We start from the raw sequence: 23,588 nt of genomic DNA, 5'->3' as shown, positions 1-23,588 counted from the left end.
TAGCCATGCAACCGGCTTGGCGCCGGGAGTTGCGAAGAGTCAAGGATCCACGGTTCGGGCACCAACAATTGCAGGGTCGGGACGCAAGGAATGCCAGCTCGGTCAGAGGGCCTCGGCCATGGCGGCGCAGGCCTTCAACCACGCCGAGCGTGTGGCGTCGGAGAGCTGGTCGTACTGCACGACCGAACCGGCCACCAGCGCCGGGTCGTAGGGGATCCGGAAGACGTCACGCGTGCGCTGCGCATAGACGGCCGTGAGGTCCTTGGCCAGTTGCGCGTCGACGTTCGGTGACGGGTCGGCCAGCACGGTGATCGTCTTGTCCTTGATCTGCGAGTGCCCGGCGTCGGCGAGCGCGTCGAGCATCCACAGGCCGGAGTAGCCGGTGTCCTCGCGCACCGTGCAGGTCACCACGATCAGGTCGGCCATCTTGGCGGCGGCCAGCCAGTTCTCCGCACGCAGGTTGTTGCCGGTATCGACCAGGATCAGGTGGTAGAACCGCTCGAGCAGCCGGTGCACGGCGTCGAAGTCGTTGGCCTTGATCGTGCCGGTCACGTCGGCCCGCTCGTCGGAGGCGAGCACGTCGAAGTGGGCGTCGCCCTGGCTGCGCACGAAGGCGCTGAGGTCGCCGATGCGCGACTCGTAGACGTCCTGGAACCGCTCGAGGTCGTCGAGCAGCTCGCGGGTCGTGTTGTGGTGGCCGACCTGCTCGCCACGCATGCCGAGCGTGCCGCGGGTCTCGTTGTTGTCCCACGCGACCACGCCTCCGCCGCGCACGGTGCCGAACGTGTAGCCGGCCGCGAGCACCGACGTGGTCTTTGCCGCGCCACCCTTCGGGTTCGCGAACACGACGGTGCGCGGCCCCGCGAACGAGCGTTGTACGGCGGCCCGCGACTGGCGCCACGTGCGTTCGGCCTTGCCCATCTTGGGCTTTATCAGGCCGAACGTGAGCTTGCGGACGACGCCCCGCCAGCCCCACGTCGCCGGGCCGATGTCGATCGCCTGGTGCCGGGCACGCAGGAAGTCCTGGGCGGTGGGAACGGGCTCAGGTTCCTGCTGGGGTGGGAGGTTCGGCTGCTGGCCGGCGTACTGCCCGCCCTGGGGAGGCCCCTGCTGGCCGGCCGGCGGTGGCTGCTGGCCGGTGGGCGGCTGCGCCTGGTGGGCGCCGGCAGGTGGTCGCTGGTGCTGGGGTGGCTGTGCGTAGGACGGTGGCGCGCCGTTGTACGCCGCAGCACCGTCTGTCGGCCCGGGCTGGCGCCTACGGGCGCCCGGGTTCGTCGACGGTCCGTTCTGCTGGCTGTTCTGGTGACCGGTCGCCGTCGGGGGATGCGCGGCGTACGGCCCCGAAGGCCCCGCGACCGGACTGGGCTGGAGCTGCCAGCGAGGGTGCTGGTCCGGGCCGTTTCCGCTGACCGGGGCGTCGTCGGGCATCGTTACCTCCGAGTGTGGTTCGAGCATCCGCTTGGCATTGTTGCATCCCGCCACGGTGACTCGGTGGCCCCGACGGCACGGCTCACAGGCCGCGGGCGTCCACCAACCCCGAGGGCGCTACTTCGCCAGGGAGCGTGAGCTGCCCGATCCGTAGCGCCGGGTCGGGCTGGCACCGATGCCGGCCGCCTCCGAGGCACCGGGCTTGGCCTTCTTCGCAGCAGGCTTCCTGGCAGGGGCCTTGTCGGGCGGGGAAGCCTCCTCGGGCTCCCTGTCGCTGGACCACTTGCTGATCCAGCCGTCGATGAACTTCCACGTCGTCTCGCGTGCCGAGCGTCCGGTGAGCATGCCTAGGTGACCTCCTGGGACGACCTCGAAGCGCACTTCGGGTGACCCGGTGAGTAGGGGAACAACTGCCTTCACGCACGCGACCGGAGCAATCCCGTCGGTGGCGCCGCCGAAGACCAGAACCGGCTTGTCGACGTCCTTGATCTCGATGCGACGATCACCGAACGCGAAGTAGCCGTACTTCAGGTCGTTGGTCTTGAAGAACCGATGGTAGAGCTGCCCGAACGTGCGGCCGGGGTAGGCGATCATGTTGGCGGTGAAGACCTCGACCGCCTCGATCTGCGCCAGGAAGTCCGTGTCGTCGAGATTCTGCAGCTTCACCAGCGGCTTGGAGACGAGCTTCTGGGCGGCGGAGAGCTGGAACGCCCACCGCACCAGGGGCTTCGGGGCGCCGCCCATGGCCTGGTAGACCCGCGTCACCGGGCCGCGGCCGTCGGTCAGGCCGCCGAGCCAGGGCCGGTCCGCCATCTTCACGAGCGGGCGCAGGGGCGCCATCAGCGGCACCTTCGCCACGTCGAACGGCGACCCGACGATGGTCATCGAGGCGATCGGGAGCGTCGGGTCGTCGGCGGCGGCCAGCGTCATGAAGATTCCGCCCAGGCTCCATCCGATGACGTGCACCGGTCGACCCCCGGCGTGTTCGGAGGCGGCCCGGATCGCCATCGGCACGACCTCGTCGATCCAGTGCTCCATGCCGAGGTTGCGGTCGCGGAACGACACCTCGCCGTACTCCACGAGGTACGTCGGTCGTCCGCCGGTGACCAGGTGCTCGACCAGGGAGCAGCCGCGGCGCAGGTCGAAGCAGATCGACGGCGCGGCCAGCGGTGTCACGAGCAGGACGGGGTCGCCGTCCTCCTTGACCTTGCCGCTCGGACGGTAGTGATAGACCTGCCGCAGGAGCCCTTCGTCGATCAGGGTGCGAGGCATCTTCCTGAGGTCCGCCACGCCGCCGTACAACATCTTGTGGGCGACGTTGCTCGCGGCTGAGACGACCTGATCGGGTTTCGGGATCAGATCCATGTTCGCAAAGTACCCGAACCTCGACATTCGTGGGCGCGACGACTAGACACTGACCATGAAGTGGAACGCGATCAGGACAGTGGGGGCCGCGGGAGTCGCGGCCATCGGTGCAGTGGCGGTGCACGACCTGACCCAGAAGAGGCATGCGCTCAAGCGGAACTTCCCGGTGGTCGCCAACCTGCGCTACCTGCTCGAGTCGATCGGCCCCGAGCTGCGGCAGTACATCATCACCGACAACGACCAGGAGCGGCCCTTCAGTCGCGACCAGAGGCGCTGGGTCTACGCCTCGTCGAAGCTGGAGAACAACTACTTCGGGTTCGGCACCGACAACAACATGGAGAACAACGTCGGCTACCCGATCATCCGGCACCGCACGTTCTCCGACGTCGCGCCGAACACCAGCATCCACGACGGCGAGGAGCAGCCGCTGCCGTCGGCGAAGGTGATGGGCGGGCCGCGGGGTCGCACGCACGCCTTCCGGCCGAACTCCATCGTGAACGTGTCGGCGATGAGCTTCGGCTCGTTGTCGGGAGCCGCGATCGAGGCCCTCAACAAGGGGGCGGCACTCGCCGGCACGCTGCACAACACCGGTGAGGGCGCCCTCTCGCCGCACCACAAGCAGGGTGGCGACCTGGTCTTCCAGATCGGTACGGCGTACTTCGGCTGCCGCGACGAGCAGGGGCGGTTCGACCTGTCCCGGCTCAAGGACGTGGTGGCCTCGGCGCCGGTCAAGGCGATCGAGATCAAGCTGAGCCAGGGCGCCAAGCCCGGACTGGGCGGCATGCTGCCGGCGGCCAAGATCAGCCAGGAGATCTCCGAGATCCGCGGCATCCCGATGGGGCACGACTGCTCGAGTCCCTCGCGGCACACCGAGTTCAGCGACGTCGACAGCATGCTCGACTTCGTCGAGACGATCGCCGACGCCACCGGCCTGCCCGTCGGCATCAAGTCCGCAGTGGGCAACATGGACTTCTGGCAGGACCTGCTCGAGCAGATCACCCCGGAGCGCTCGGTCGACTTCATCACCATCGACGGTGGCGAGGGTGGCACCGGCGCGGCTCCGCTGGTCTTCAGTGACTCGGTCGCGCTGCCGTGGCGGCTGGGTTTCAGCAGTGTCTTCAAGCTCTTCGCCGAGGCCGACAAGGACGGTGACATCACCTGGATCGGCTCGGCCAAGCTCGGCCTGCCGGAGAACGCGATCGTGGCGATGGCACTGGGTGCCGACATGGTCAACACCGCCCGCGGCGCCATGCTCGCGCTGGGCTGCATCCAGGCCCAGAAGTGCCACACCGACCACTGCCCGACAGGCGTCGCGACCCAGAACCCGTGGCTCGCACACGGCCTCGACCCCGAGCTGAAGTCGGTGCGGGTGGCCAACTACATCAAGACGATGCGGCGCGACCTGCTCAAGATCGCCGAGGCCTGCGGTGTGCCCCACCCCGGGTTGATCGGGATCGACGACGTCGACATCGTGGACGGCGTACAACAGACCCGGTCGCTGGGCGAGGTGTACGGCTACCGTCCCGGCTGGGGCCTCCCGCCGGAGTCGGTGCGCAGCGACATCACGGCGCTGATGGCGCCCCACGTGCCCACTCCCTGACCAACCGTGTGCCCTTGCGCCTCGAACACCGGGTTCTTGATCTGAGACATCAAGAACCCGGTGTTCGCGCATCAAGAATCCACGGTTGGCGCATCAAGGATCCGGTGTTCGCGCATCAAGAATCCACGGTTGGTGAGGCGGGAGGGGAGGGGTCAGGAGAGGCGGGCGGGGCGCACGGGCTTGCCGTGTGAGGGGCGCACGGACGTCAGCTCGGACAGGAAGCTGTTCGCCCAGCTGGCCACGTCGTTCTCGGTGACGGTCTTGCGCATCGCCTTCATGCGGCGGGTGCGGTCCTTGTCGTCGGAGCGCGCCGCATCGAGGATCGCCGACTTCATGCCGTTGATGTCGTAGGGGTTGACCTGCCACGCCTGCCGCAGCTCGTAGGCAGCCCCGGCGAACTCCGAGAGCACCAGCGCACCGTCGTTGTCGAAGCGGCAGGCAACGTACTCCTTGGCGACGAGGTTCATGCCGTCGCGGTACGGCGTGATCACCATGATGTCGGCCGCCCGGTAGAGCGCGGCCATCTCGTGGCGAGGGTACGCCGAGTGCAGATAGGCGATCACCGGCTGCCCGATGCGACCGAGGTCGCCGTTGATGCGGCCGACGAGGCGGTCGATGTCGTCACGGAGCACGCGGTACTGCTCGACGCGCTCACGGCTGGGGGTCGCGACCTGCACGAACACGCTGTCCTTGACGTCGAAATGGCCGTCGGCGACCAGCTCCGAGTAGGCGCGCAGCCGCGGGTAGATGCCCTTGGTGTAGTCGAGTCGGTCGATGCCGAGCAGCACCCGCTTCGGGTTGCCCAGCGCAGCCCGGATCTGTGCGGCGCGCTCGGCCACCGACTCCGAACGTGCCAGCTCCTCGAAGCCGGCGGTGTCGATCGAGATCGGGAACGCGGCGGCCAGCACGGTGCGACCGTCGGGCAGGTAGACCAGGTCGCGGTGGGTCTTGTGGCCGACCCGCTGGCGGACCAGCCGGACGAAGTTCTGCGAGGCCCCGGAGAGCTGGAAGCCGACCAGGTCCGCGCCGAGCAGTCCCTCGAGGATCTGGCGCCGCCACGGCAGCTGCTGGAAGAGCTCGCCGGGCGGGAACGGGATGTGCAGGAAGAAGCCGATGCGCAGGTCGGGCCGCAGCTCGCGCAGCATCTGCGGCACCAGCTGGAGCTGGTAGTCGTGCACCCACACGGTCGCGTCCTTCGAGGCGATCTCGGCGGCGCGGTCGGCGAAGCGCTGGTTGACCGTGACGTAGGAGTCCCACCACTCACGGTGGAACTCCGGCTTGGCGACGACGTCGTGGTAGAGCGGCCACAGCGTGCCGTTCGAGAAGCCCTCGTAGAACTCCTCGATCTCGAGCTCGCTCAGCGGGACCGGGACGAGCGAGAGGCCGTCGTCGACGAAGGGCTCGCTGGTGTCGTCGGCGACGCCGGTCCAGCCGATCCAGGCCCCGTCGTTGCTGCGCATCACGGGCTCCATGGCGCTGACCAGTCCGCCGGGGGAGCGGCGCCACTGCTGCGACCCGTCGGGCAGGGTCACCCTGTCGACGGGCAGGCGGTTGGCAACGATCACGAGGTCTGCGGATCCGGTCGTCACGCCCCGACCCTATAGGGCCCACCTCGGTGGGTGGGCGCCAATCGCTAATCCCCGCGCGGGGTCTTCGGCGGTTTCACGGCCCACGTCTCGAGCCGGGAGTAGCCCTTCACCGGTGTCGTCCGCGCCCGTCGTACACGGAAGAGGTCGTCGTGCTCACGCAGCTCGTCGGCGAGCTCGCGGTTGACCAGAACGCGGCCCGGCCGGGCGATCGAGGTGAGTCGAGAGGCGATGTTGACGACCTCGCCGAACACGTCGCCGAGCCGCGCGAGCACCCGGCCGTGTGCCATGCCGACCCGCACCTGCGGGAAGTCCTCGTCGATCTCATGGGCGCCGGCCAGGCGCAGCGCGATGCGGCCGGCCGCGACCGGGTCGTCGGCCACGAAGAGCACCTCGTCGCCGATCGTCTTGATGATCCGGCCCCCGTCGTCCGAGATCACCGCGTTCACCGTCGACTCGAAGCGCTCGACCATGTCGGCCAGCTCGTCGGCGTCGAGGCTGCGGGTGCGGCGGGTGTAGCCGACGATGTCGGCGAACCCCACGGCCTGTACGACGGCATCGTCGGAGGCCTGCAACAGCAGCCGGCCGGCGGCGTTGGCCAGGTGTCGCCGCCAGACGTACTCCTGCAGGTCGGAGAGGGCGGGCAGCGCGGTCTTGATCACCGGCTCGATCTCGGCGAAGTCGAGGCGGGCGCCCGAGCCGAGCATCATGGTGGCGACCTCGGCGATCTCCCACTCGGCAAGGCGGGCGAAGCTGCGGCCCATGCTGCGGGTCAGCGCGTTCTCGGTGCGTGGGTCGACCATTCCGCTGGCGACCAGCCCCTCCAGGGTGCGCACCGCCTCGACGTCCGCGTCGGTGAACAGCACCTCGTCGTCGGAGGCGGGGGAGGGGAAGCCGAGTGAGAGCCAGAGCTCCCGGGCGCGCTCGTCGGTGACGCCGGACTGCTCGATGACGTCGAGCCGGGTCAGGTGCGGAGCCTGGCCGAGCAGCGTGGCCTCGAGGGCAGCGAAGAGCGCCGGGTCGAGCCCGGGAGTCTCGGCCACCTCAGGCCGTGTCTCGCAACGGCGCCCGTCTGAGCGTCATGGCTAGGCCGGGGTGTCGGGCAGGCGGTCGTGCGCGGTCTGCTCGAGGGCGGTGCGGAAGGTCGGGACCGTGTCGATGAGGTCCTGCACCGCCTCGCTGGTGAAGTGCAGCACCGACAGTGGCGTCAGCGACACCACGCTCGCGTTGCGCAGCTTGTGGTTCACGATCGCGGTCTCGCCCACGGTGTCGCCCGGACCGAGCCGGGCGATCTCCTGGCCACCTCGCCGTACCGAGACCTCGCCCTCAAGGAGGATGTAGGCCTTGTCTGCCGGTGTCTTCTCCCAGATCAACGACCAGTTGGCCGGGATGGTGACTGCGGTGCCGTGCTCGACGAGTGCCTTGACCTCGGAGTCGCTGAGGTCGGCGAAGCGGTCGAGGCGGGCGAGAGCCGCCTTCTCTTGTGAATGGTTCACGTGATTGATCCTCTCGAAGGGTCGACGTGTGGCGCCGCGCTCCGTCCCGGGTAGATCTTCGCGGTCGGGTCGCCGCCTGTCCAGAGAACGGCCGTTGCTGTCCGCGGATCGAGCGTGCGGCGTGGGCGAGCGTGCCGCCACGGAGGCCAGCGAGATGCTGGTTGCGCGGGACGACACATGGGAGCATGCGGACCGACCAGGCAGGGGAGGACATCGGTGAAACCAGTGGACGAGGTGGTCCGCGACCGGATCGCGCCGGTGCTCAGGCGCGCCGGGTTCCAGCGCCGGCGCCGCCACTTCTGGTTCGACAGCGCGTCCGGTGATCGGGCGTACGTCGAGGTGCGCCCGTTCAAGCTCGGCTTCCGTGAGGCCGAGTTCTTCGTCGACCTCGGGGTGCAGCCGCGGATCTGGGCCGACTGGCTCGGCCGCGACGGGGGAGAGACCCGGGACGTGCTCTGGGCCGACCGGCTGATGGTGCCCGGACGGCGCCCACCGATGGCTGATCACTGGTCCTTCGACCTGGTCGACGAGCCGGCGGGGGACCTGTTGGCCACCGAGCTGTCCGCACGTCTGCCCGAGATCCTGGGCCTGCTCGACCCGGCGTTGCTTCTGGGCTATGCCCGCACCCTGCCCCGACCGGGCCGGAAGATCAGCGTGCGGCCCGAGATCGCGCTGGCCGTGATGCTCGCCACGCAGGGCCCCTCCGACGAGCTGGAGCAGAGCCTGGGCGCGCTCGCGACGGACCCGGACTGGGTCGCGTTCGACACCGAGTTCGTCGCGTTCGTCCGTGGCTGGATCGCCCAGCACCCCGCCGATGAGCAGGACTGACCGGGCGGATCGCCCCGTTGACGGGGTCGCCGGCTGTCCAGAAAAAGGCAGTCGGTGTCCGCTGGTCGGTCGCCGTACCGCTTCCTCGGGCGCGTCGTCAAGGACTCGCCGCGAATCGAATGACATGCGTGTGATTCAGCGTCTAGGATGAGGGTCGAGCCTTCGGGCAATCACAGCAGTTAGGGGTCGAGACGCATGGACGCTGCAGAGTCCGTCAACCACGAGCAGTCCGCGGACGGGGTCTCCCTGTCGACGCGTGACAGTGAGATCCTCGAGTTCGAACGCCAGTGGTGGAAGTACGCCGGCGCGAAGGAGCAGGCGGTCCGCGAGAAGTTCGACATGTCCTCGACGCGTTACTACCAGGTGCTCAACGCCTTGATCGACAAGCCGGAGGCGCTGGCCTCCGACCCGTTGCTGGTCCGTCGCCTGCGCCGCCTCCGGGCCGCACGCCAACGCCAGCGCTCGGCCCGCCGACTCGGCTTCGAGGTCTGATCCGGTGCGCGCGAGAGACGACCGTGGTGTCGCCTTCCCCTCTCCGCTCGTCATCCTGAGCATCATCGCGGTGGCCATGGCCGGCATCGCCTACGTCACCACCATGGACCGCGGCGGCGACGGCAAGATGGAGTCCGTCTCCCAGCCGGCACCCTCGCCCACCTCGTCGTCGCCGACGGCCGACCCCGAGCCGGCGCCCGTGGTGAAGAAGAAGCCCAAGAAGGTCGTCAAGGGCAAGGTCTACGTCGAGGTCTACAACAACTCCAACATCTCCGGACTGGCGGGCTCCACCGCGTCCAAGGCCCAGTCGTTCGGCTGGCAGGTCGTGGCCTCCGACAACTGGCACGGCACGATCCCGGCCTCCACTGTCTATTACCCCGCCCGGCTCAAGGCGGCCGGCAAGCTGCTCGCCAAGGACCTCGGCATCGCCCGCGTGATCCCCGCGGTCGACCCCATGGGCGGCGACCGGCTGACCGTCATCCTCACCCCCGACTACACCTCCTGACCCGCCCCGGCCGCGAGTAACGCGGGGTTACGGTCGCTCCACACGCGTCGTGACGCGGGCACACCGACAACAGCACCGCACAAGTGCGGCCGTACGACGCCCGGGTGAGCCTCGGGCCGGCGTACGACGCGGAGCGAGCGGTCAGAGTCGGGCGGAGGCGGCGTCGCGACTGAGCTGCCGCAGGAGGTCGAGCACGCCCTCGGGCCCGTCGACCGAGACGTCCGCACGCCGCAGCAGCGCGCCCTGTTCGTCGGACGACGAGCACACCAGCAACGTGGCCTGGCCCGCCTGCCGCAGCTCCTCGACTGCCGCGAAGGCCTCCAGGTCGCCCAGGTCGTCGCCGGCGAACATGAAGCCGCGCGTCGACAGCTCCTCGGCGATGGTGTGCACGGCGTCGCCCTTGTGGGTGCCCGGCGCGCGCACCTCGATCACGCTGCGCCCCGGCTCCACGGTCAGGTCGTTGGCCGCGGCGAGCTCGGAGACCGGGCCAAGGAGTCGCTCGAACGCGGCGGTCGCGTCCGGCAGCCGCCGGGTGTGTACGGCGACCGCCAGCCCCTTCTCCTCGACGTACGCGTCGAATGCATCGGCCCGTCGCAGCAGTGAGGGCAACCCGAGCAGGAAGCTGGCCAGGCCGTGCGGCGGACGCGGCGAGATCACCCGGCGGTTGACCGAGGACCACCGCTCGTTGCCGTACTGCCCGAAGATGTAGAGCTCCTTGCCCATCTCGCCGATCGCGTTGCCGACGTCGTCGAGTCCGCCGAGCGCGAGGGCCTGGCGGGCGGGCCGACCGGTGATGATCGCGATCGCGGCCACGTGCTCGGCCAGCTCGACGAGGACCTCGCCGGCGTCGGGGTGGATCCGGGCCAGGCTGGGGTCGTCGACGATCGGCGACAGGGTGCCGTCGAGGTCGAGTCCGATGACACTGTCAGCGGCGACACGCACCAGCGCGGCGTACCGCTCCTCACCTGTCGCGGAGATGAACTCCATGGGTCCACCCAATCATGTCCGTTCGCTGCGCGTTCCGGATGCTGCCGTCGTACGACGAGGCGCCCTGGTGCGAGACGGCGTACGACGACCGCGCGTGGCGACGCACGACGACGGATGACGCGACTCCGACGCCTCGAGCGTGTCCGCATCCCGGACCCGATGTGCACATCGTGAGACAGGCTGCGTAGGCTGAGCAACAGCTCATCGAGAGGGACTGAGGGAACGGCCCAGTGAAGTCCCGGCAACCGCCACGAGCCCCCTGACCCGGCCCCGCCGGATCAGTCGTGGAAACGGTGCTAATTCCGGCCCGCGGCGAGATACGCCGTTGGGGAAGATGAGAAGGAGGACTCATGAGCGCACCAACAGTCGAGGCCGGCAAGACACTCCGCGAAGGCGCCTTCGGCAATGCCACCGGCCTGTCGTGTCGCGAGTGCGGCCACCAGATCGCGCTGGGTCCCCACTACGCGTGTCCGGAGTGCTTCGGACCCCTCGAGATCGCCTACGACTTCCCGGCCGTGACCCGCGAGCAGATCGAGGCCGGCCCCGCGAACATCTGGCGCTACAAGGCCCTGCTGCCGGTGCCCGACGACATCGAGCAGAGCCCCAACACCGAGCCCGGCTTCACCCGCCTGCTCAAGGCTGACAACCTCGGTCGCGAGCTCGGCATCGACAACCTGTGGGTGAAGGACGACTCGACCAACCCCACCAACTCGTTCAAGGACCGCGTCGTCGCCTGCGCACTCAGCGCCGCCCGCGAGTTCGACGCCAAGGTCTTCGCCTGCCCCAGCACCGGCAACCTGGCCAACGCGGTCGCCGCCGCCGGTGCCCGTGCCGGCATCAAGACGGTCGTGTTCATCCCGAGCAACCTCGAGCAGCCCAAGCAGGTGAACTCGGCGGTCTTCACCGACAACCTCATCGCCGTCGACGGCAACTACGACGACGTCAACAAACTGGCCTCCGAGATCGCCGGCGAAGAGGACGGCTGGGCGTTCGTGAACGTCAACGTGCGTCCCTACTACGCCGAGGGCTCCAAGACGCTCGGCTACGAGATCGCCGAGCAGCTCGGCTGGCGCCTGCCCGACCAGATCGTGATCCCGGTGGCCTCCGGCTCCCAGCTGACCAAGGTCGACAAGGCCTTCCAGGAGCTGATCAAGCTCGGCCTCGTCGAGGACAAGCCCTACCGCGTGTACGGCGCGCAGGCCGAGGGGTGCTCGCCGGTCTCGGTGGCCTACAAGGCCGGCGTCGACGCGATCCGCCCGGTCAAGCCCGACACCATCGCCAAGTCGCTGGCCATCGGCAACCCGGCCGACGGCATCTACGTGCTCGACGTGTGCCGGCGCTCGGGCGGAGCGGTCGAGGACATCACCGACGACCAGGTCCGCGACGCGATCGTGCTGCTGGCCCGCACCGAGGGCATCTTCACGGAGACCGCCGGCGGCACCACGGTCGGCGTACTCAAGAAGCTGGTCGAGACCGGACAGCTCGACACCTCGCTCGAGACCGTCGTGATCAACACCGGTCACGGTCTCAAGACCCTCGACGCGGTCTCCGAACGAGTCAGCGCCCGGGTCACGATCGCCCCGTCCTACGACGCCTTCGTCGCCGCCAACATCATCTGACGAACCGTGGATTCTTGATGCGCGAACCGTGGGTTCTTGCGCCTCGAACCCGCAATCCTTGATGCACACCCGACCCCAGGAGTAGCCATGAGCGTTTCCGTCCGCATCCCGACCATCCTGCGCACCTACACCGGTGGCGAGTCCGAGGTCACCGCCGAGGGCGGCACTCTCGCCGAGGTGCTCGACAACCTCGACGCCAACCATGAGGGCATCAAGGCGCGCGTGCTCGACGACAACGGCGCCCTGCGTCGCTTCGTCAACGTGTACGTCGGCAACGAGGACGTCCGCTTCCTCGACAACCTCGAGACGCCCACGGCTGACGGCGTACAGGTCTCGATCATCCCCGCGGTGGCCGGCGGCTGCTGAGCCCGGGCCCGCCGCAGCTGCGGTGCCGGACGTGCGGACGCCGCGCCGTGAAGAAGTGCGGCAGTTCGACCGCTTCGGCGTGGTGTTGAGCGGGCGCCGTTGCCCGGTGTGGGTGAACTGCCGTAGTTCCTGACGCGCGATGATGAGCGCATGGACCACACCTACGCGCTCGACCTGACCTGGCAGGGCAACCGCGGCACCGGCACCAGCGGCTATCGCGACTACACCCGCGACGTCCTCCTGCGCGCCGACGGCAAGCCGGACCTCGAAGCATCGGCCGACCCGACCTTCCGCGGTGACCGCGGCCGCTGGAATCCCGAGGAGCTGCTGCTCGCCGCGCTCGCCGAGTGTCACCTGCTGTCCTACCTGCACTCCGCGGTCAACCACGGCGTCGTGGTCACGGCGTACGACGACTCGCCGGTCGGCACCATGGCACAGGTCGGCCAGGGCGGACGCTTCACCTCGGTGGTGCTGCGTCCTCGCGTGGTCGTCGCCGCGCCGGACCAGGTCGAGACCGCGCTGGCCATCCACCACGAGGCCAGCGAGAACTGCTTCATCGCCGCATCGGTGAACTTCCCGGTCACGCACGAGCCGACGGTCACCGTCGCCCCCTGATCGACCTGTCGCCAGTTCTGATCGACCCGTCGTGAGTTCGCGAACTGGCGACGGGTCACCTGGAACTGGCGACGGGTCACCTGGAACTGGCGACAGGTCACCCAGAACTGGCGACGGGTCGCCTGGATGACGTGGGGAGGGCGTACGACGAGCGGCCCTGCGTTCATTTCGACATACAGTTCGACCCGGCAACGACGGGGTTGAGCCGGCCGACCGCGACCACCTCCGCGAACTGCCTGTTGAAATGAACGGCTCACGGCTCACGGCTCGTTCAGCAGTTCCAACGCGAGGGACGCGCTGGCGCGGTAGTCGACCTTGCTGACCGGGGTGCGCGGCACCTGGTCGACGAAGAGGAACACCTTGGGCACCTTGTAGTTCGCGATCAGCGCGTGGCAGTGCTCGCGGAGCTCCTCGGCCGAGACGGACACCAGGCCGGGTCCGGAGTCGGCACCGGCGCCGTCCACCGAGACTCCCTCGCGCAGCTGCACGAGAGCAGTCACCTGTTGCCCCCAGCGCTCGTGCGGCGTGCCGACCACAACCGCGTCGAAGACGTCGTCGTGGCGCAGCAACACCGCCTCCACCTCCTCGGGGTGCACCTTCTCGCCGCCGGTGTTGATGCAGACCGAACCGCGGCCGAGGACGGTGACCGAGCCGTCGTCCTCGCGGCGCGCGAAGTCGCCCGGGACCGCCCACCGCACCCCGTCGATCTCGCGGAACGTCGCCGCGGACCTCACCGGGTCCTTGTAGTAGCCCAGAGGCACCGGCCCGGACCGACCCAGCATGCCGGTCACCCCCGGCGGGCAGGGGTTGAAGGACGCGTCGAAGACCTCGACCTGGTCGCTGACGTCGAAACGCGGCGCACCCGCTGCGGCCGTGGAGCCGTCGTCGATGCGGGCACCGGTCGCGCCGGACTCCGAGGCGCCGTACGAGTCGAGGATGAAGCGGTCCGGCAGGGCCCGACGGATCTGCTCCCGCACGCCTTCCGACAGGGGCGCCGCGCCGTTCGACACCGCGACCAGGGATGAGAGGTCCCATCGGGTAGGGGCGGCCAGGATCGCCTCGGCCACCGGTCGGCCCATCGCGTCGCCGAGGAAGGTCAACGAGTTGACCCGCGCCCGCTCGACCAGGTCGAGGATGCGTTCGGCGTCGAAGTTGGGCTCGGTGAAGAGCCCCACCGCGGCGCCGGCCATGTGCGCGTTGCCCATGATCCACTGGCTGCCGCCGTGCATCATCGGGCCACAGGCGAGCAGCACCAGCGGGTTCTCGTTGGCCGTGGCCTCGTTGGCCAACTGCTCCACGGAGTCGAAGGGCGCCCCGAACCTGCTCTGGTTCAACGCCGCCCGCATGAGGTCCTCCTGGCGCCAGACCACGCCCTTGGGGCTGCCGGTCGTGCCTCCGGTGTAGAGCACGTAGTGGTCGTCGGACGAACGCCCCGTCAGCCGTGTCGATAATGCCGCGGCCAGCGCGTCGTCGTACGCCGGACCGAGCTCGACCATGTGCTCCAGCAGCGGCAGGTCGAGCGCGCGTACGGCGTCGACGTACGCCGGGTCCACGAGGGTGGCGACGCAGTCGGCGTTGTCGTAGAGGTAGGCCAGTTCGTCGCTGAGGTACTTGTAGTTGATGTTGATCGGTACGGCGCGCGCCTTCAGGCAGCCGTAGAACGCGTCGACCCACTCGATGCGGTTCGCGGAGTGCACCGCCACGTGGTCACCGGGCCGGATGCCGAGCGAGACCAGGTGGTTGGCCAGCCGGGTCGACCGGTCGTCGATCTCGGCGAAGCTCCAGTCGCGGTCGATCGTGCGTACGGCGGCGCGGTCCGGGATCGCGTCGGCCATGGCCTCGATCAGGTCGGCCAACGTGACGGGACGCCCCGGTGCTGTGGTCTGGGTCACACGAGAAGGATCGCGGTTGGGCCGTCGCGCGTAAATGGCGGGTCTCGGTGGATGGCTCGGGTCGAGGTCGTCGGCGTCGAACGCCGGGTCATTGAGTCAGGGGCGGGGGGGCCGGGTGAGGGAGGTCCAGTCGCCGAACTCGGGCCAGTCTTCCCAGTGCGTCGTGCTGAAGTCGCGTGGGTCAGCCGACGTCGTTCACGGTGGTCTGGATCTCGCCGATCTGCAGCTGAGCGGCGGGGCCGGGCACGCCCGTGACCTGCTGCGTGACTGCCTGGCCGTCGGGAAGCGTGAAGGACACGTCATAGGCCGTGGACACGGTCACGGAGTATTCGCCCTTGCGGTCATAGCCATGCTCGACGGAACCCGCCTGGCCCACCTCGGCACCTTCGATGCCGGTGCCGGTCGCGCTGTTGCCGTCGCCGAAGTCCCATGTGGTCTCGCCGCCGGTGAACCGGACCGCGATGGAGTGGCCGAACAGGTTGACCGTGCGGGTCACGTCTGGTGCGTCGGCGTAGTAGTTGTTGGGGATGTTCACGTAGGACTGCGTCGCGGGCTCGACGTGCGGCTGTGTCTTGGGCGCCAGAGCACGGGCCACCTGGACCACCATCTCGGTGGTCACGACGGGCGTGGTCGGCATCGGGTCATCAGGGCCCTTGCACACCGTCGCGACCTGATCCCACGCGGTGGGCTTCCGGCCGTCGGCGAAGATCGTGCGGCGGTAGACCCAGAAGCGGATCGCGCCTGTTTCGCCCATGGCGTCGCAGGTGTTGACCGCGGCACCGCACAGGACGTCCGCACCGCCCTCGGGCGCGTTGATCGAACAGGTGGGCACGTACTTGTACTCCGGCCACTGGGTCGGGGGAGTGTAGGTGCCGTCGTCGCCGATGCTGTGGTCGATGACGTCCTGGGTGTCGTTGCCCTGCTGGCCGGTGATCTCGGTGCCGTGTTCCGTCTCGCCGCTACCCCAGCCGTCGTCGTCGCCGGCGATCGCTGCGTTGACGGGTGCCAGGAGAAGGCCGAGGAAGAGCGCCAGAGACCCAAGTGCGCGGTACGCCTTCATCTGCTCAACCCCCGTAGGTGAGTCGGTAATCTTCGAGGAGCCACGACTTGTCGCTCTGCGACCAGCGCAGGTCGGCCTCGAACGATCCTGGTGTCGGAGTCTTCGGCCCGAGCTTCCTTCCGGCATCGTTGATCTTCTTTCCTGCCGGCATCTTGAACGTCGTCACAAGGGAGTAACGGTCAGGCGACTGATCCATGACGTAGACCTGCTCGGCAGTGGGCAGTCGGTTCGGAATGTAGGCGATGCCTTCCTCGATCTGCTGTCGAGTGACCTCGGCATCGCTCTTGCATGACTTGCACTTGCTCCAGTCGGCGACGATCTCCCGGGCCACGGAGACATCGCGGGCTGCAAAGCCGTACTGCACCAGCTGGAGGGCAAAGCCCGTGAACTCCTTGGCAGAGGCCAAGGTCTTCGTCTGGTTCTCAGGTGCGCTGGGCTGTGTCATCCCCGCCGGGAGGTTGGCTGGCACATCGCTCGACTCGCTCGAGGTCTCCGAGGGGCTGGACGAGGCGGACTTGTCGAGGTTGAGGTCGCGATCCTTCTCGTCATCGCCGCAGGCGGCGATGAGGGTCAACGACAGGACAGCAGCAACGATCCCGAGCTTTCGCACCACAGGGTCTCCAAGTTTCGTCGGCGGGGCATCCATGAAACTACCCGGCCCGACCTTTGTCGAAACCGACCGTTCACTCCGGACCCCAACGCCGTTGGGCGCCCGGACGGTTCCGCATGGTTCAAGTGGAGTGATGAGACTTCGACCGCTCACCCTCGTCGCGGGAGCGATCAGCGTCGGCGCCGCCGGCTTCCTGGTGGGCTCGCGCCAACTGCTGCGCGCCCAGGCCGCCCAGGCCCGCGCGTTGATCGGCAAGCCGCTCGGGGAGGAGGCGCTAGACGCGGACCGCACCTTCAAGAAGAGGTACGGCGACCCGATCCACCTGCTCGTGCTCGGTGACTCGATCGCTGCCGGACTCGGTGCCGAGCTGCCCAGCCACACCCCCGGGGCCAGGCTCGCGAAGTACGTCGCGAAGCAGGCGCACCGGTCTGTCGTGCTGCACACCGGCGCGCAGGTCGGGGCGGAGAGCTCGATGCTGGCCGACCAGCTGGGCGTGCTGAAGTCGTCGTACCGCCCTGACGTCGCGGTCGTCATCGTCGGGGGCAACGACGTCACCCACCGGGTGCCGGTCTCCGAGTCGGTCGACCACCTGTCGGCCTGCATCAGTGCACTCCAGGAAAGAGGAGCGTCGGTCGTCGTCGGCACCTGCCCCGACCTGGGCATGCTGCGACCGGTGCCGCAGCCGTTGCGGGCCCTCGGCTCGCGGGCGTCTCGACAGCTCGCCGTCGCGCAACGCGCGGCCGCGTTGACGTTGGGTGCCCGGGCAGTGGACCTGGCCGAAGTGGTCGGGCCGTTCTTCATCACGAACCCCGACGAGATGTTCAGCCTCGACCGCTTCCACCCGTCGTCGCTCGGCTACAAGCGCACCGCCAAGGCCGTGTTGCCCTCGGTGCTGGCCGCGCTCGGGATCGCCGACGACGTGCCGTTCGGCCACCACGCCCCGGCCTGACCTCAGTCCGGATCAGCGACAGGCCTGGTCCAGCAAGGCTTGTGCCCGGGCCCGGGTGCGCACGTCGGGCAGCCGCAGCACCCTCACCAGCGGATCGTCACCCAGCCGCGCAGCCATCAGGAAGTGGAAGGTCTGGCTGCTCTCGATCAGTGCGTGCACGTCGCACCGCGGGACCACCATCGTCATGGGGAAAGTCCGTCGGTCCACCCCGGGAGGCAGCACCGCCGGCTGGTCCAGATGCAGTTCGAGCAGGACGGATCCGACGATCTCGGGCACCACGATCCGGCGTTCCTCGGACCGGCGGGTCAGCGTGATGTGGCCGGCCAGCTCCGTACGCCGGCCGCTCCCGACCAGCTGCCACGGCCCGTCGTAGGAGAGTCGTACGGCGGACTCGACCCGGCGTTCGTCGCACTCCCGTTGCCAGATGCGGGTGACGAAGCCGGTGCCACTCGCATCCAGCGTGCGGCGTACGACGTCGTCCCCGACGCGGACCCGGCCGATCACCGGCTCGCTCGTCGGCGCGAGTGCCGAACAGTCCGGCGTGGGGAGTGTGATGTTGAGATCGAGCGTCCGACCAGCCTCGACGGTCGTGGAGTAGTCGTCGAGGAACTTCCCGTAGCCGGGCCAGTCGAGCCCCACGCCGGTGACCGTGAGGTCGTCCGACGAGGAGTTGACCACCCGCAGCTGTGCGCGTGGCGTGCCCTCGAAGACACGTTGCTGCACGAACGACATCGCCACGTCGGGCACCTCGGGCTGGGTCTCCACGGCGCACCCGGCAGTCAGCAACAACAGGGCGCCGCCCAGTCGCTTCGCGATCGACATGCTCCCCAGTCTCACGCATCTCACCGAAACCCGGTTGGTGCACGAGGGCCGCGCACCCTTCGCCCGGGCTTACGCTCGCCGCATGACCAACGTGTTGCTGGCGACCTGCACCGGCTGGCCCGATGGCGAGCCGGGGGCGCCGGCCCTCGAACAGGCCCTGACCGCCCGTGGACTGTCGTCGCGCTGGGTGGCCTGGGACGACGAGACGGTCGACTGGTCGAAGGCCGACGTGGTCGCCGTGCGCTCGACGTGGGACTACGTCAACAGGTACGCCGAGTTCGTGACCTGGGCACGCGAGGTGGAGCGCGAGACCGTGTTGCTCAACGGCGCCGACGTGTTCGCCTGGAACCTCGACAAGGCCTATCTGGCCCACCTCGACGGCGTGCCCGCCGTACCCACCATGACCGCAGACTCGGTCGCCGAGCTGGCAGACGGTGTGCGCAGGTTCGGCACCGCCGTGGTGAAGCCGCGCGTGGGCGGCGGCGGCTCGGGCGTGCTCGTCTTCGACGACCCCGACGACCCGAACCTTGGCCGCGCAGAGCACGAGCACCCGCTGCTGCCGCGGCCGGAAGGGCCATGGGTGGTGCAGCCGTTGGTCGAGTCGGTGCGCACCGAGGGCGAGACGTCGGTCTTCGTGCTGGGCGGCCGCGCGGTCTCCCAGGTCGACAAGCTGCCCGCGGGCGACGAGATCCGGGTCCATGAGCACTTCGGTGGCTCGTCGCGACCGGTGCCGCTGCGCCCGGAGTGCGCCGATCTGGCCACCGAGGCGTGTACGGCGGCGTCGCGAAAGCTCCGTCGGACCCTGCACTACGGGCGGGTCGACATGATGCGGCTGGCCGACGGATCCCTTGCGGTCAGTGAACTCGAGCTGATCGAGCCGGGCCTCTATCTCGACGTGCTGCCGGGCAATGCAGAGCCCTTCGCGAAGATGGTGGCCAGAACAGTCTCCTGACCTCCAACCATTTGGCTGTCGCCCGCGTTTGACTGTCATGCAGCGAACGGGGAGACCAGATGACCACCGGTGACAGGGAGTCGTTCACGCTGTGGGCGACCGAGCGGCAGGGCGCGTTGCTGCGCACCGCCGTCCTCGTCACCGGCGACCACCAGCGCGCCGAGGACCTGGTGCAGGAGGCGCTGACCAAGGTCGCGCTGCGCTGGGGCAGGCTGCGCGACGGCCAGCCGGACGCCTACGCCCGGACCGTCATCGTGCGCGACAACATCTCCTGGTGGCGCCGGCATCGCCGCGAGAGGGTCGGCCTTCCCGAGTACGAGGACCGCGCGGCCCCGGTCTCCGGTGCGACCAGTGAGCGGCAGCTGATGCTGCGTGACGCGCTCGCCCGGCTGACCGCCCGACAGCGGGCGGTGATCGTGCTGCGCTTCTACGACGACCTCACCGAGACCCAGACCGCGGACGTCCTCGGCGTCGCGGTCGGCACGGTCAAGAGCCAGACCCACCTGGCCCTGCGCCGACTGCGCGAAGCCGCGCCCCAACTGGCCGAACTCCTGACGGAGGACTCCTGATGACCGAACGACGATTGAAGGACCTGCTCCACGAGAGCGTCGACGGACTGCCCCCGGTGCCACTCGCCGACGCCGCGTGGACGGACGCCGTACGGCGCCGGCGCCGCACCCGCATCGCCGGTACGGCGGCAGCGGTCGCCGCGGTGGCGGTGATCGCCGGGTCGGTCTCCTTGCTGGGTGGTCCCGACGATGACGGGAGCGCGCCCCCGGCCACGCAGCCGTCGAACACGAGGCCCGCCGACCCCCGCCTGCCGAACTCGACCGACGCGGCGTCGACGGGTACCGAGCCCGACGGGCGCCACGGTGACTGGCGGGTCTACTGGGGCCCGGCAGACAAGCAGGAGGCGCGCCTGCCGCGAATGGATTCGCCGCTGCCACGGCAGGTCGACCTCTCGGCCGATGCCACCGACCTCGCGGACGACCCGATCGACACCGCCCTCGCGGCGTACGCCGTCATGGACGGCAGCGGACTGCGCACGGTGCTCCTGCTCGCTCCCGACGGTTCCCTGCGCAGGGTCGACGTCTCCCGCGTCCAGCCGTTGGTCGACGACTCCGGCAACGTGATCGCCGCCGGCACCAACATGCTGTCGCCCAAGGGCGACCACCTGCAGTTCCCGCAGAACGGCAGCGTCCTGATGCTCACCCTGGCCACGGGCGAATGGCGCACGATCGAGGTCGGCGAGGCGGTCACCGAGCACGCGACGTGGGTGGGCGACGACCTCCACCTGCCGAGCACCGTCGGAGGCGCGGGTCCGCTCTACCGCGTCGACGGCCAGAGGACGGGTGCGTCCCGACGAGGCCTGCCGACGGCTCCGCCGGGCGACGACGTGACGCCGTACGGCCTCGCTCGGTCGGGTCCGAAGGGCGTCGCCCAGAGCTGGTCCGGGGCCGACGGACTTCCGGTCGCCGACCACGAGGTCACGCCGTCCGAGGTGATGGTCGTGCAGGGCTTCGACGAGAGCGACAGCGCGCTGCTGGTCTTCGGCTCCAAGGGCCTCGCCGACCTGGGTGGCGAACGCAACAAGGAGTGCTGTCCCGTGAAGTTCTGGCTCGACGACGACTGGGTGGTCTATGAGGCACAGGACGGGAGCCCCCGGTTGATCGCCTGGCAGGTCGGAACCCATGACTTCCGCAGGGTCTCCGAGCTCACGGGACTGAAGCCCGACCAGGAGTACGCCGTTTCCAGCTACTCCCGGATCTGGTCCTGACCACGACCCGAGATCATTTGCACTCTCATGGGTCGAGTGCTAAACATGAGGCTGGCACTCTCATCAAGAGAGTGACAACAACGGGACCGGTGAGTTGAGGTCCGAAGCGTCGGCGGGAAGGGTCCGCCGGGTCAGCCGGATCGTCCGTCGCGGGCAGCTCTCCGACTCCGTTCCAACTCTTATGCACAGCAAGGAATCGCAGGAGTTATGCCGAAGCTGATTGCTTTCAACGAAGAGGCGCGCCGCGGCCTCGAGCGGGGCATGAACACCCTCGCCGACGCCGTCAAGGTGACCCTCGGCCCCAAGGGCCGCAACGTCGTCCTGGAGAAGAAGTGGGGCGCCCCCACGATCACCAACGACGGTGTGTCGATCGCCAAGGAGATCGAGCTCGAGGACCCGTACGAGAAGATCGGGGCCGAGCTCGTCAAGGAGGTCGCCAAGAAGACCGACGACGTCGCCGGTGACGGTACGACGACGGCCACCGTCCTCGCCCAGGCAATGGTCCGCGAGGGTCTGCGCAACGTGGCCGCGGGTGCGAACCCGATGGGCCTCAAGCGCGGCATCGAGGCCGCTGTCGCCGCCGTGTCCGAGCAGCTGCTCGCCATGGCCAAGGACATCGAGACCAAGGAGCAGATCGCCTCTGCCGCCACCATCTCCGCCGGTGGCGACACCACCGTCGGTGACGCCATCGCCGAGGCGATGGACAAGGTCGGCAAGGAAGGCGTCATCACGGTCGAGGAGTCGAACACGTTCGGCATCGACCTCGAGCTGACCGAGGGCATGCGGTTCGACAAGGGCTACATCTCGGCCTACTTCGTCACCGACCCCGAGCGCATGGAGACGGTTCTCGAGGACGCCTACGTCCTCATCGCGAACCAGAAGATCTCCAACGTCAAGGACCTGCTCCCGCTCCTCGAGAAGGTCATGCAGTCCGGCAAGCCGCTGCTGATCCTCGCCGAGGACGTCGACGGTGAGGCCCTCTCGACGCTGGTCGTCAACAAGATCCGTGGCACCTTCAAGTCCGTGGCCGTCAAGGCCCCCGGCTTCGGTGACCGCCGCAAGGCCATGCTCCAGGACATCGCGATCCTGACCGGTGGCCAGGTCATCTCCGAAGAGGTCGGCCTCAAGCTGGAGTCGACCGGCATCGAGCTGCTCGGCCAGGCCCGCAAGGTCGTCATCACCAAGGACGAGACCACCATCGTCGAGGGCTCGGGCGACCAGGCCCAGATCGAGGGCCGGGTCAACCAGATCCGCGCCGAGATCGAGAACTCCGACTCCGACTACGACCGCGAGAAGCTGCAGGAGCGCCTGGCCAAGCTGGCCGGCGGCGTTGCGGTGATCAAGGTCGGCGCGGCCACCGAGGTCGAGCTCAAGGAGCGCAAGCACCGCATCGAGGACGCCGTTCGCAACGCGAAGGCTGCCGTCGAAGAGGGCATCGTCGCCGGCGGTGGCGTGGCGCTGGTCCAGGCTGCCGACGCCGCGTTCGAGAAGATCAACCTCGAGGGTGACGAGGCCACCGGCGCGAACATCGTGCGCGTGGCCACCGACGCTCCGCTGAAGCAGATCGCGATCAACGCCGGCCTCGAGGGCGGCGTCGTCGCGGAGAAGGTGCGCAACCTGGAGTCGGGCCACGGCCTCAACGCCGCGACCGGCGAGTACGTCGACATGATCGCCGCGGGCATCATCGACCCCGCCAAGGTCACGCGCTCGGCGCTGCAGAACGCTGCGTCGATCGCCGCGCTGTTCCTCACCACCGAGGCAGTCGTCGCGGACAAGCCCGAGAAGGCTGCTCCGATGGGCGACCCGTCCGGCGGCATGGGCGGCATGGGCGGCATGGACTTCTGATCGCCAGATCACCACGCTGCACACAGCATCAACCGAACGGCCCCGGGTTCTCCCGGGGCCGTTCGGCCATTTCGTCCCGCGAGCCGTGGATTGTTGATGCGCGAACCGTGTGCGGTTGATGCGCGAACCGTGGATTCTTGGTGCTCCGTGCACGTGGCCGGCTGGAACCGGGGCCTAGACTCGCCACCATGCGCAGATCTCTCGTGGCCGTTCCGCTGTTGCTCGTTCTCGCCCTCACCGCCGGTTGCGGAGACGACGACAAGGACAAGAAGGACGAGTCGAAGCCGAGCGAGACCACGTCGACGACGACCGAGCCCAGCGAGGACTCTTCGACCTCACCTTCGACGCAGCCGACCGAGCCGGTGACCTCGGAGCAGTTCTGCGACGACGCCAAGGACGCGTTGAAGGGCGACTCGGCGAGCCAGGTGTTGCAGCAGGTGGCGACGGTGGTCGCCGACGGCCTGCCCGAGGACATGCCGCAGGACGCGGTCGACGGTATCCAGGTGCTGATCGACATCGCGCCGCAGCTCGAGAAGACCTCGACGGCTCTGAAGGCCTACACCGACCTCTCGTCGGAGAAGCGCGGCAAGGTCAACGCGCTGGCCACCTACCTGACCACCACGTGCGGGCAGAACCTCGTGGCGGACATCATCCCGGCGCTGAAGGACATCCCGTCCGAGCTGCTCTCGCTGCTGCCCAGCGACCTGCCCACCGTGATGCCCTCGAGCTGACCTGCTCGAGGTCGACCCGGATCCGCCGTTCGCCAGTCTCCTGGTCATCGAGCGTTGCAGTTC

23 protein-coding genes and 1 riboswitch are annotated in these 23,588 nt (G+C 68.8%); of the genes, 13 read left to right on the top strand and 10 right to left on the bottom strand.

Annotated features, from left to right (window positions below; all coding sequences use genetic code 11):
* Nucleotides 1-102: 102 nt before the first annotated feature.
* Nucleotides 103-1,428 (bottom strand): MinD/ParA family protein, encoded by a 1,326-nt coding sequence (locus ASD66_RS03755; protein ID WP_200949846.1) that lies wholly within the window; start codon nucleotides 1,426-1,428, stop codon nucleotides 103-105.
* Nucleotides 1,429-1,545: 117 nt separating this feature from the next.
* A complete protein-coding gene (locus ASD66_RS03750) occupies nucleotides 1,546-2,793 on the bottom strand; it encodes an alpha/beta fold hydrolase (RefSeq protein WP_056685412.1) in 1,248 nt (415 codons plus the stop codon).
* Between the two features lie 55 nt (nucleotides 2,794-2,848).
* On the opposite strand from ASD66_RS03750, the gene ASD66_RS03745 reads away from it, so the two are divergent.
* On the top strand, nucleotides 2,849-4,393 hold the full coding sequence (locus tag ASD66_RS03745; RefSeq protein ID WP_056890067.1) for an FMN-binding glutamate synthase family protein: 1,545 nt from the start codon (nucleotides 2,849-2,851) through the stop codon (nucleotides 4,391-4,393).
* Nucleotides 4,394-4,545: 152 nt separating this feature from the next.
* On the opposite strand, the gene ASD66_RS03740 is transcribed toward ASD66_RS03745, so the two are convergent.
* The 3 genes from ASD66_RS03740 to ASD66_RS25140 are packed head-to-tail and all read right to left on the bottom strand — an operon-like array spanning nucleotide 4,546 to nucleotide 7,475.
* On the bottom strand, nucleotides 4,546-5,982 hold the full coding sequence (locus ASD66_RS03740; protein WP_056685418.1) for an alpha,alpha-trehalose-phosphate synthase (UDP-forming): 1,437 nt from the start codon (nucleotides 5,980-5,982) through the stop codon (nucleotides 4,546-4,548).
* Nucleotides 5,983-6,026: 44 nt separating this feature from the next.
* A complete protein-coding gene (locus tag ASD66_RS03735) occupies nucleotides 6,027-7,022 on the bottom strand; it encodes an adenylate/guanylate cyclase domain-containing protein (protein WP_056890066.1) in 996 nt (331 codons plus the stop codon).
* Between the two features lie 42 nt (nucleotides 7,023-7,064).
* Nucleotides 7,065-7,475, bottom strand: coding sequence for a Crp/Fnr family transcriptional regulator (locus ASD66_RS25140; protein ID WP_082563998.1), 411 nt, complete (start codon nucleotides 7,473-7,475; stop codon nucleotides 7,065-7,067).
* 216 nt (nucleotides 7,476-7,691) lie between these two features.
* Between ASD66_RS25140 and ASD66_RS25135 the strand changes: the two genes are divergently transcribed.
* From ASD66_RS25135 to ASD66_RS03715, 3 genes are all read left to right on the top strand, one after another.
* Nucleotides 7,692-8,303, top strand: a complete 612-nt coding sequence (locus ASD66_RS25135) for a hypothetical protein (protein WP_235529953.1) — start codon at nucleotides 7,692-7,694, stop codon at nucleotides 8,301-8,303.
* A gap of 195 nt (nucleotides 8,304-8,498) precedes the next feature.
* Complete coding sequence (locus ASD66_RS03720) at nucleotides 8,499-8,795, top strand: DUF3263 domain-containing protein (protein WP_056685427.1); 297 nt, start codon at nucleotides 8,499-8,501, stop codon at nucleotides 8,793-8,795.
* Nucleotides 8,796-8,799: 4 nt separating this feature from the next.
* Complete coding sequence (locus ASD66_RS03715) at nucleotides 8,800-9,300, top strand: LytR C-terminal domain-containing protein (RefSeq protein ID WP_056685430.1); 501 nt, start codon at nucleotides 8,800-8,802, stop codon at nucleotides 9,298-9,300.
* A gap of 141 nt (nucleotides 9,301-9,441) precedes the next feature.
* Here the strand turns inward: ASD66_RS03715 and otsB are convergent, their stop codons facing one another.
* Nucleotides 9,442-10,287: a trehalose-phosphatase gene (gene otsB, locus ASD66_RS03710; protein WP_056685432.1), complete on the bottom strand. Its 846-nt coding sequence runs from the start codon at nucleotides 10,285-10,287 to the stop codon at nucleotides 9,442-9,444.
* 198 nt (nucleotides 10,288-10,485) lie between these two features.
* Nucleotides 10,486-10,628: riboswitch (SAM riboswitch) on the top strand.
* 9 nt (nucleotides 10,629-10,637) lie between these two features.
* Between otsB and thrC the strand changes: the two genes are divergently transcribed.
* The 3 genes from thrC to ASD66_RS03695 all read left to right on the top strand — a co-directional run bounded on the left by thrC (nucleotide 10,638) and on the right by ASD66_RS03695 (nucleotide 12,887).
* Nucleotides 10,638-11,906: a threonine synthase gene (thrC, locus tag ASD66_RS03705; protein ID WP_056685435.1), complete on the top strand. Its 1,269-nt coding sequence runs from the start codon at nucleotides 10,638-10,640 to the stop codon at nucleotides 11,904-11,906.
* A gap of 87 nt (nucleotides 11,907-11,993) precedes the next feature.
* A complete protein-coding gene (locus ASD66_RS03700; protein ID WP_056685439.1) occupies nucleotides 11,994-12,272 on the top strand; it encodes a MoaD/ThiS family protein in 279 nt (92 codons plus the stop codon).
* A gap of 150 nt (nucleotides 12,273-12,422) precedes the next feature.
* Nucleotides 12,423-12,887 (top strand): OsmC family protein, encoded by a 465-nt coding sequence (locus ASD66_RS03695; RefSeq protein WP_056685442.1) that lies wholly within the window; start codon nucleotides 12,423-12,425, stop codon nucleotides 12,885-12,887.
* 260 nt (nucleotides 12,888-13,147) lie between these two features.
* Here the strand turns inward: ASD66_RS03695 and ASD66_RS03690 are convergent, their stop codons facing one another.
* The 3 genes from ASD66_RS03690 to ASD66_RS03680 all read right to left on the bottom strand — a co-directional run bounded on the left by ASD66_RS03690 (nucleotide 13,148) and on the right by ASD66_RS03680 (nucleotide 16,485).
* Nucleotides 13,148-14,779 carry an AMP-binding protein gene (locus tag ASD66_RS03690; protein WP_156388526.1) on the bottom strand — a complete coding sequence of 544 codons (1,632 nt, stop codon included), beginning with the start codon at nucleotides 14,777-14,779 and terminating at the stop codon, nucleotides 13,148-13,150.
* 181 nt (nucleotides 14,780-14,960) lie between these two features.
* Nucleotides 14,961-15,839 (bottom strand): hypothetical protein, encoded by an 879-nt coding sequence (locus ASD66_RS03685; RefSeq protein WP_056890063.1) that lies wholly within the window; start codon nucleotides 15,837-15,839, stop codon nucleotides 14,961-14,963.
* Between the two features lie 4 nt (nucleotides 15,840-15,843).
* Nucleotides 15,844-16,485 carry a hypothetical protein gene (locus ASD66_RS03680; RefSeq protein ID WP_156388525.1) on the bottom strand — a complete coding sequence of 214 codons (642 nt, stop codon included), beginning with the start codon at nucleotides 16,483-16,485 and terminating at the stop codon, nucleotides 15,844-15,846.
* Nucleotides 16,486-16,582: 97 nt separating this feature from the next.
* On the opposite strand from ASD66_RS03680, the gene ASD66_RS03675 reads away from it, so the two are divergent.
* Nucleotides 16,583-17,398, top strand: a complete 816-nt coding sequence (locus tag ASD66_RS03675) for an SGNH/GDSL hydrolase family protein (RefSeq protein ID WP_056890061.1) — start codon at nucleotides 16,583-16,585, stop codon at nucleotides 17,396-17,398.
* Between the two features lie 12 nt (nucleotides 17,399-17,410).
* On the opposite strand, the gene ASD66_RS03670 is transcribed toward ASD66_RS03675, so the two are convergent.
* The gene (locus tag ASD66_RS03670) at nucleotides 17,411-18,220 is read right to left on the bottom strand and encodes a hypothetical protein (protein WP_056890060.1); all 810 of its coding nucleotides are present in this window, start codon (nucleotides 18,218-18,220) and stop codon (nucleotides 17,411-17,413) included.
* Between the two features lie 82 nt (nucleotides 18,221-18,302).
* On the opposite strand from ASD66_RS03670, the gene ASD66_RS03665 reads away from it, so the two are divergent.
* From ASD66_RS03665 to ASD66_RS03645, 5 genes are all read left to right on the top strand, one after another.
* Nucleotides 18,303-19,172, top strand: coding sequence for an ATP-grasp domain-containing protein (locus tag ASD66_RS03665; RefSeq protein WP_162254243.1), 870 nt, complete (start codon nucleotides 18,303-18,305; stop codon nucleotides 19,170-19,172).
* Nucleotides 19,173-19,231: 59 nt separating this feature from the next.
* Nucleotides 19,232-19,741 (top strand): SigE family RNA polymerase sigma factor, encoded by a 510-nt coding sequence (locus ASD66_RS03660; protein ID WP_056890058.1) that lies wholly within the window; start codon nucleotides 19,232-19,234, stop codon nucleotides 19,739-19,741.
* Nucleotides 19,741-20,949: a hypothetical protein gene (locus ASD66_RS03655; RefSeq protein WP_056890057.1), complete on the top strand. Its 1,209-nt coding sequence runs from the start codon at nucleotides 19,741-19,743 to the stop codon at nucleotides 20,947-20,949. Before ASD66_RS03660 ends, ASD66_RS03655 begins: the two co-directional genes overlap by 1 nt.
* 207 nt (nucleotides 20,950-21,156) lie before the next feature.
* Nucleotides 21,157-22,794 carry a chaperonin GroEL gene (gene groL / locus ASD66_RS03650; RefSeq protein ID WP_056685470.1) on the top strand — a complete coding sequence of 546 codons (1,638 nt, stop codon included), beginning with the start codon at nucleotides 21,157-21,159 and terminating at the stop codon, nucleotides 22,792-22,794.
* Between the two features lie 188 nt (nucleotides 22,795-22,982).
* Nucleotides 22,983-23,525 carry a hypothetical protein gene (locus tag ASD66_RS03645; RefSeq protein WP_056890056.1) on the top strand — a complete coding sequence of 181 codons (543 nt, stop codon included), beginning with the start codon at nucleotides 22,983-22,985 and terminating at the stop codon, nucleotides 23,523-23,525.
* The last annotated feature ends 63 nt before the right edge of the window (nucleotides 23,526-23,588 follow it).

Origin of the sequence: Nocardioides sp. Root151 (assembly GCF_001427925.1) — a bacterium.
GTDB lineage: Bacteria > Actinomycetota > Actinomycetes > Propionibacteriales > Nocardioidaceae > Nocardioides.
This window is presented reverse-complemented; position numbering and strand designations above follow the sequence as displayed.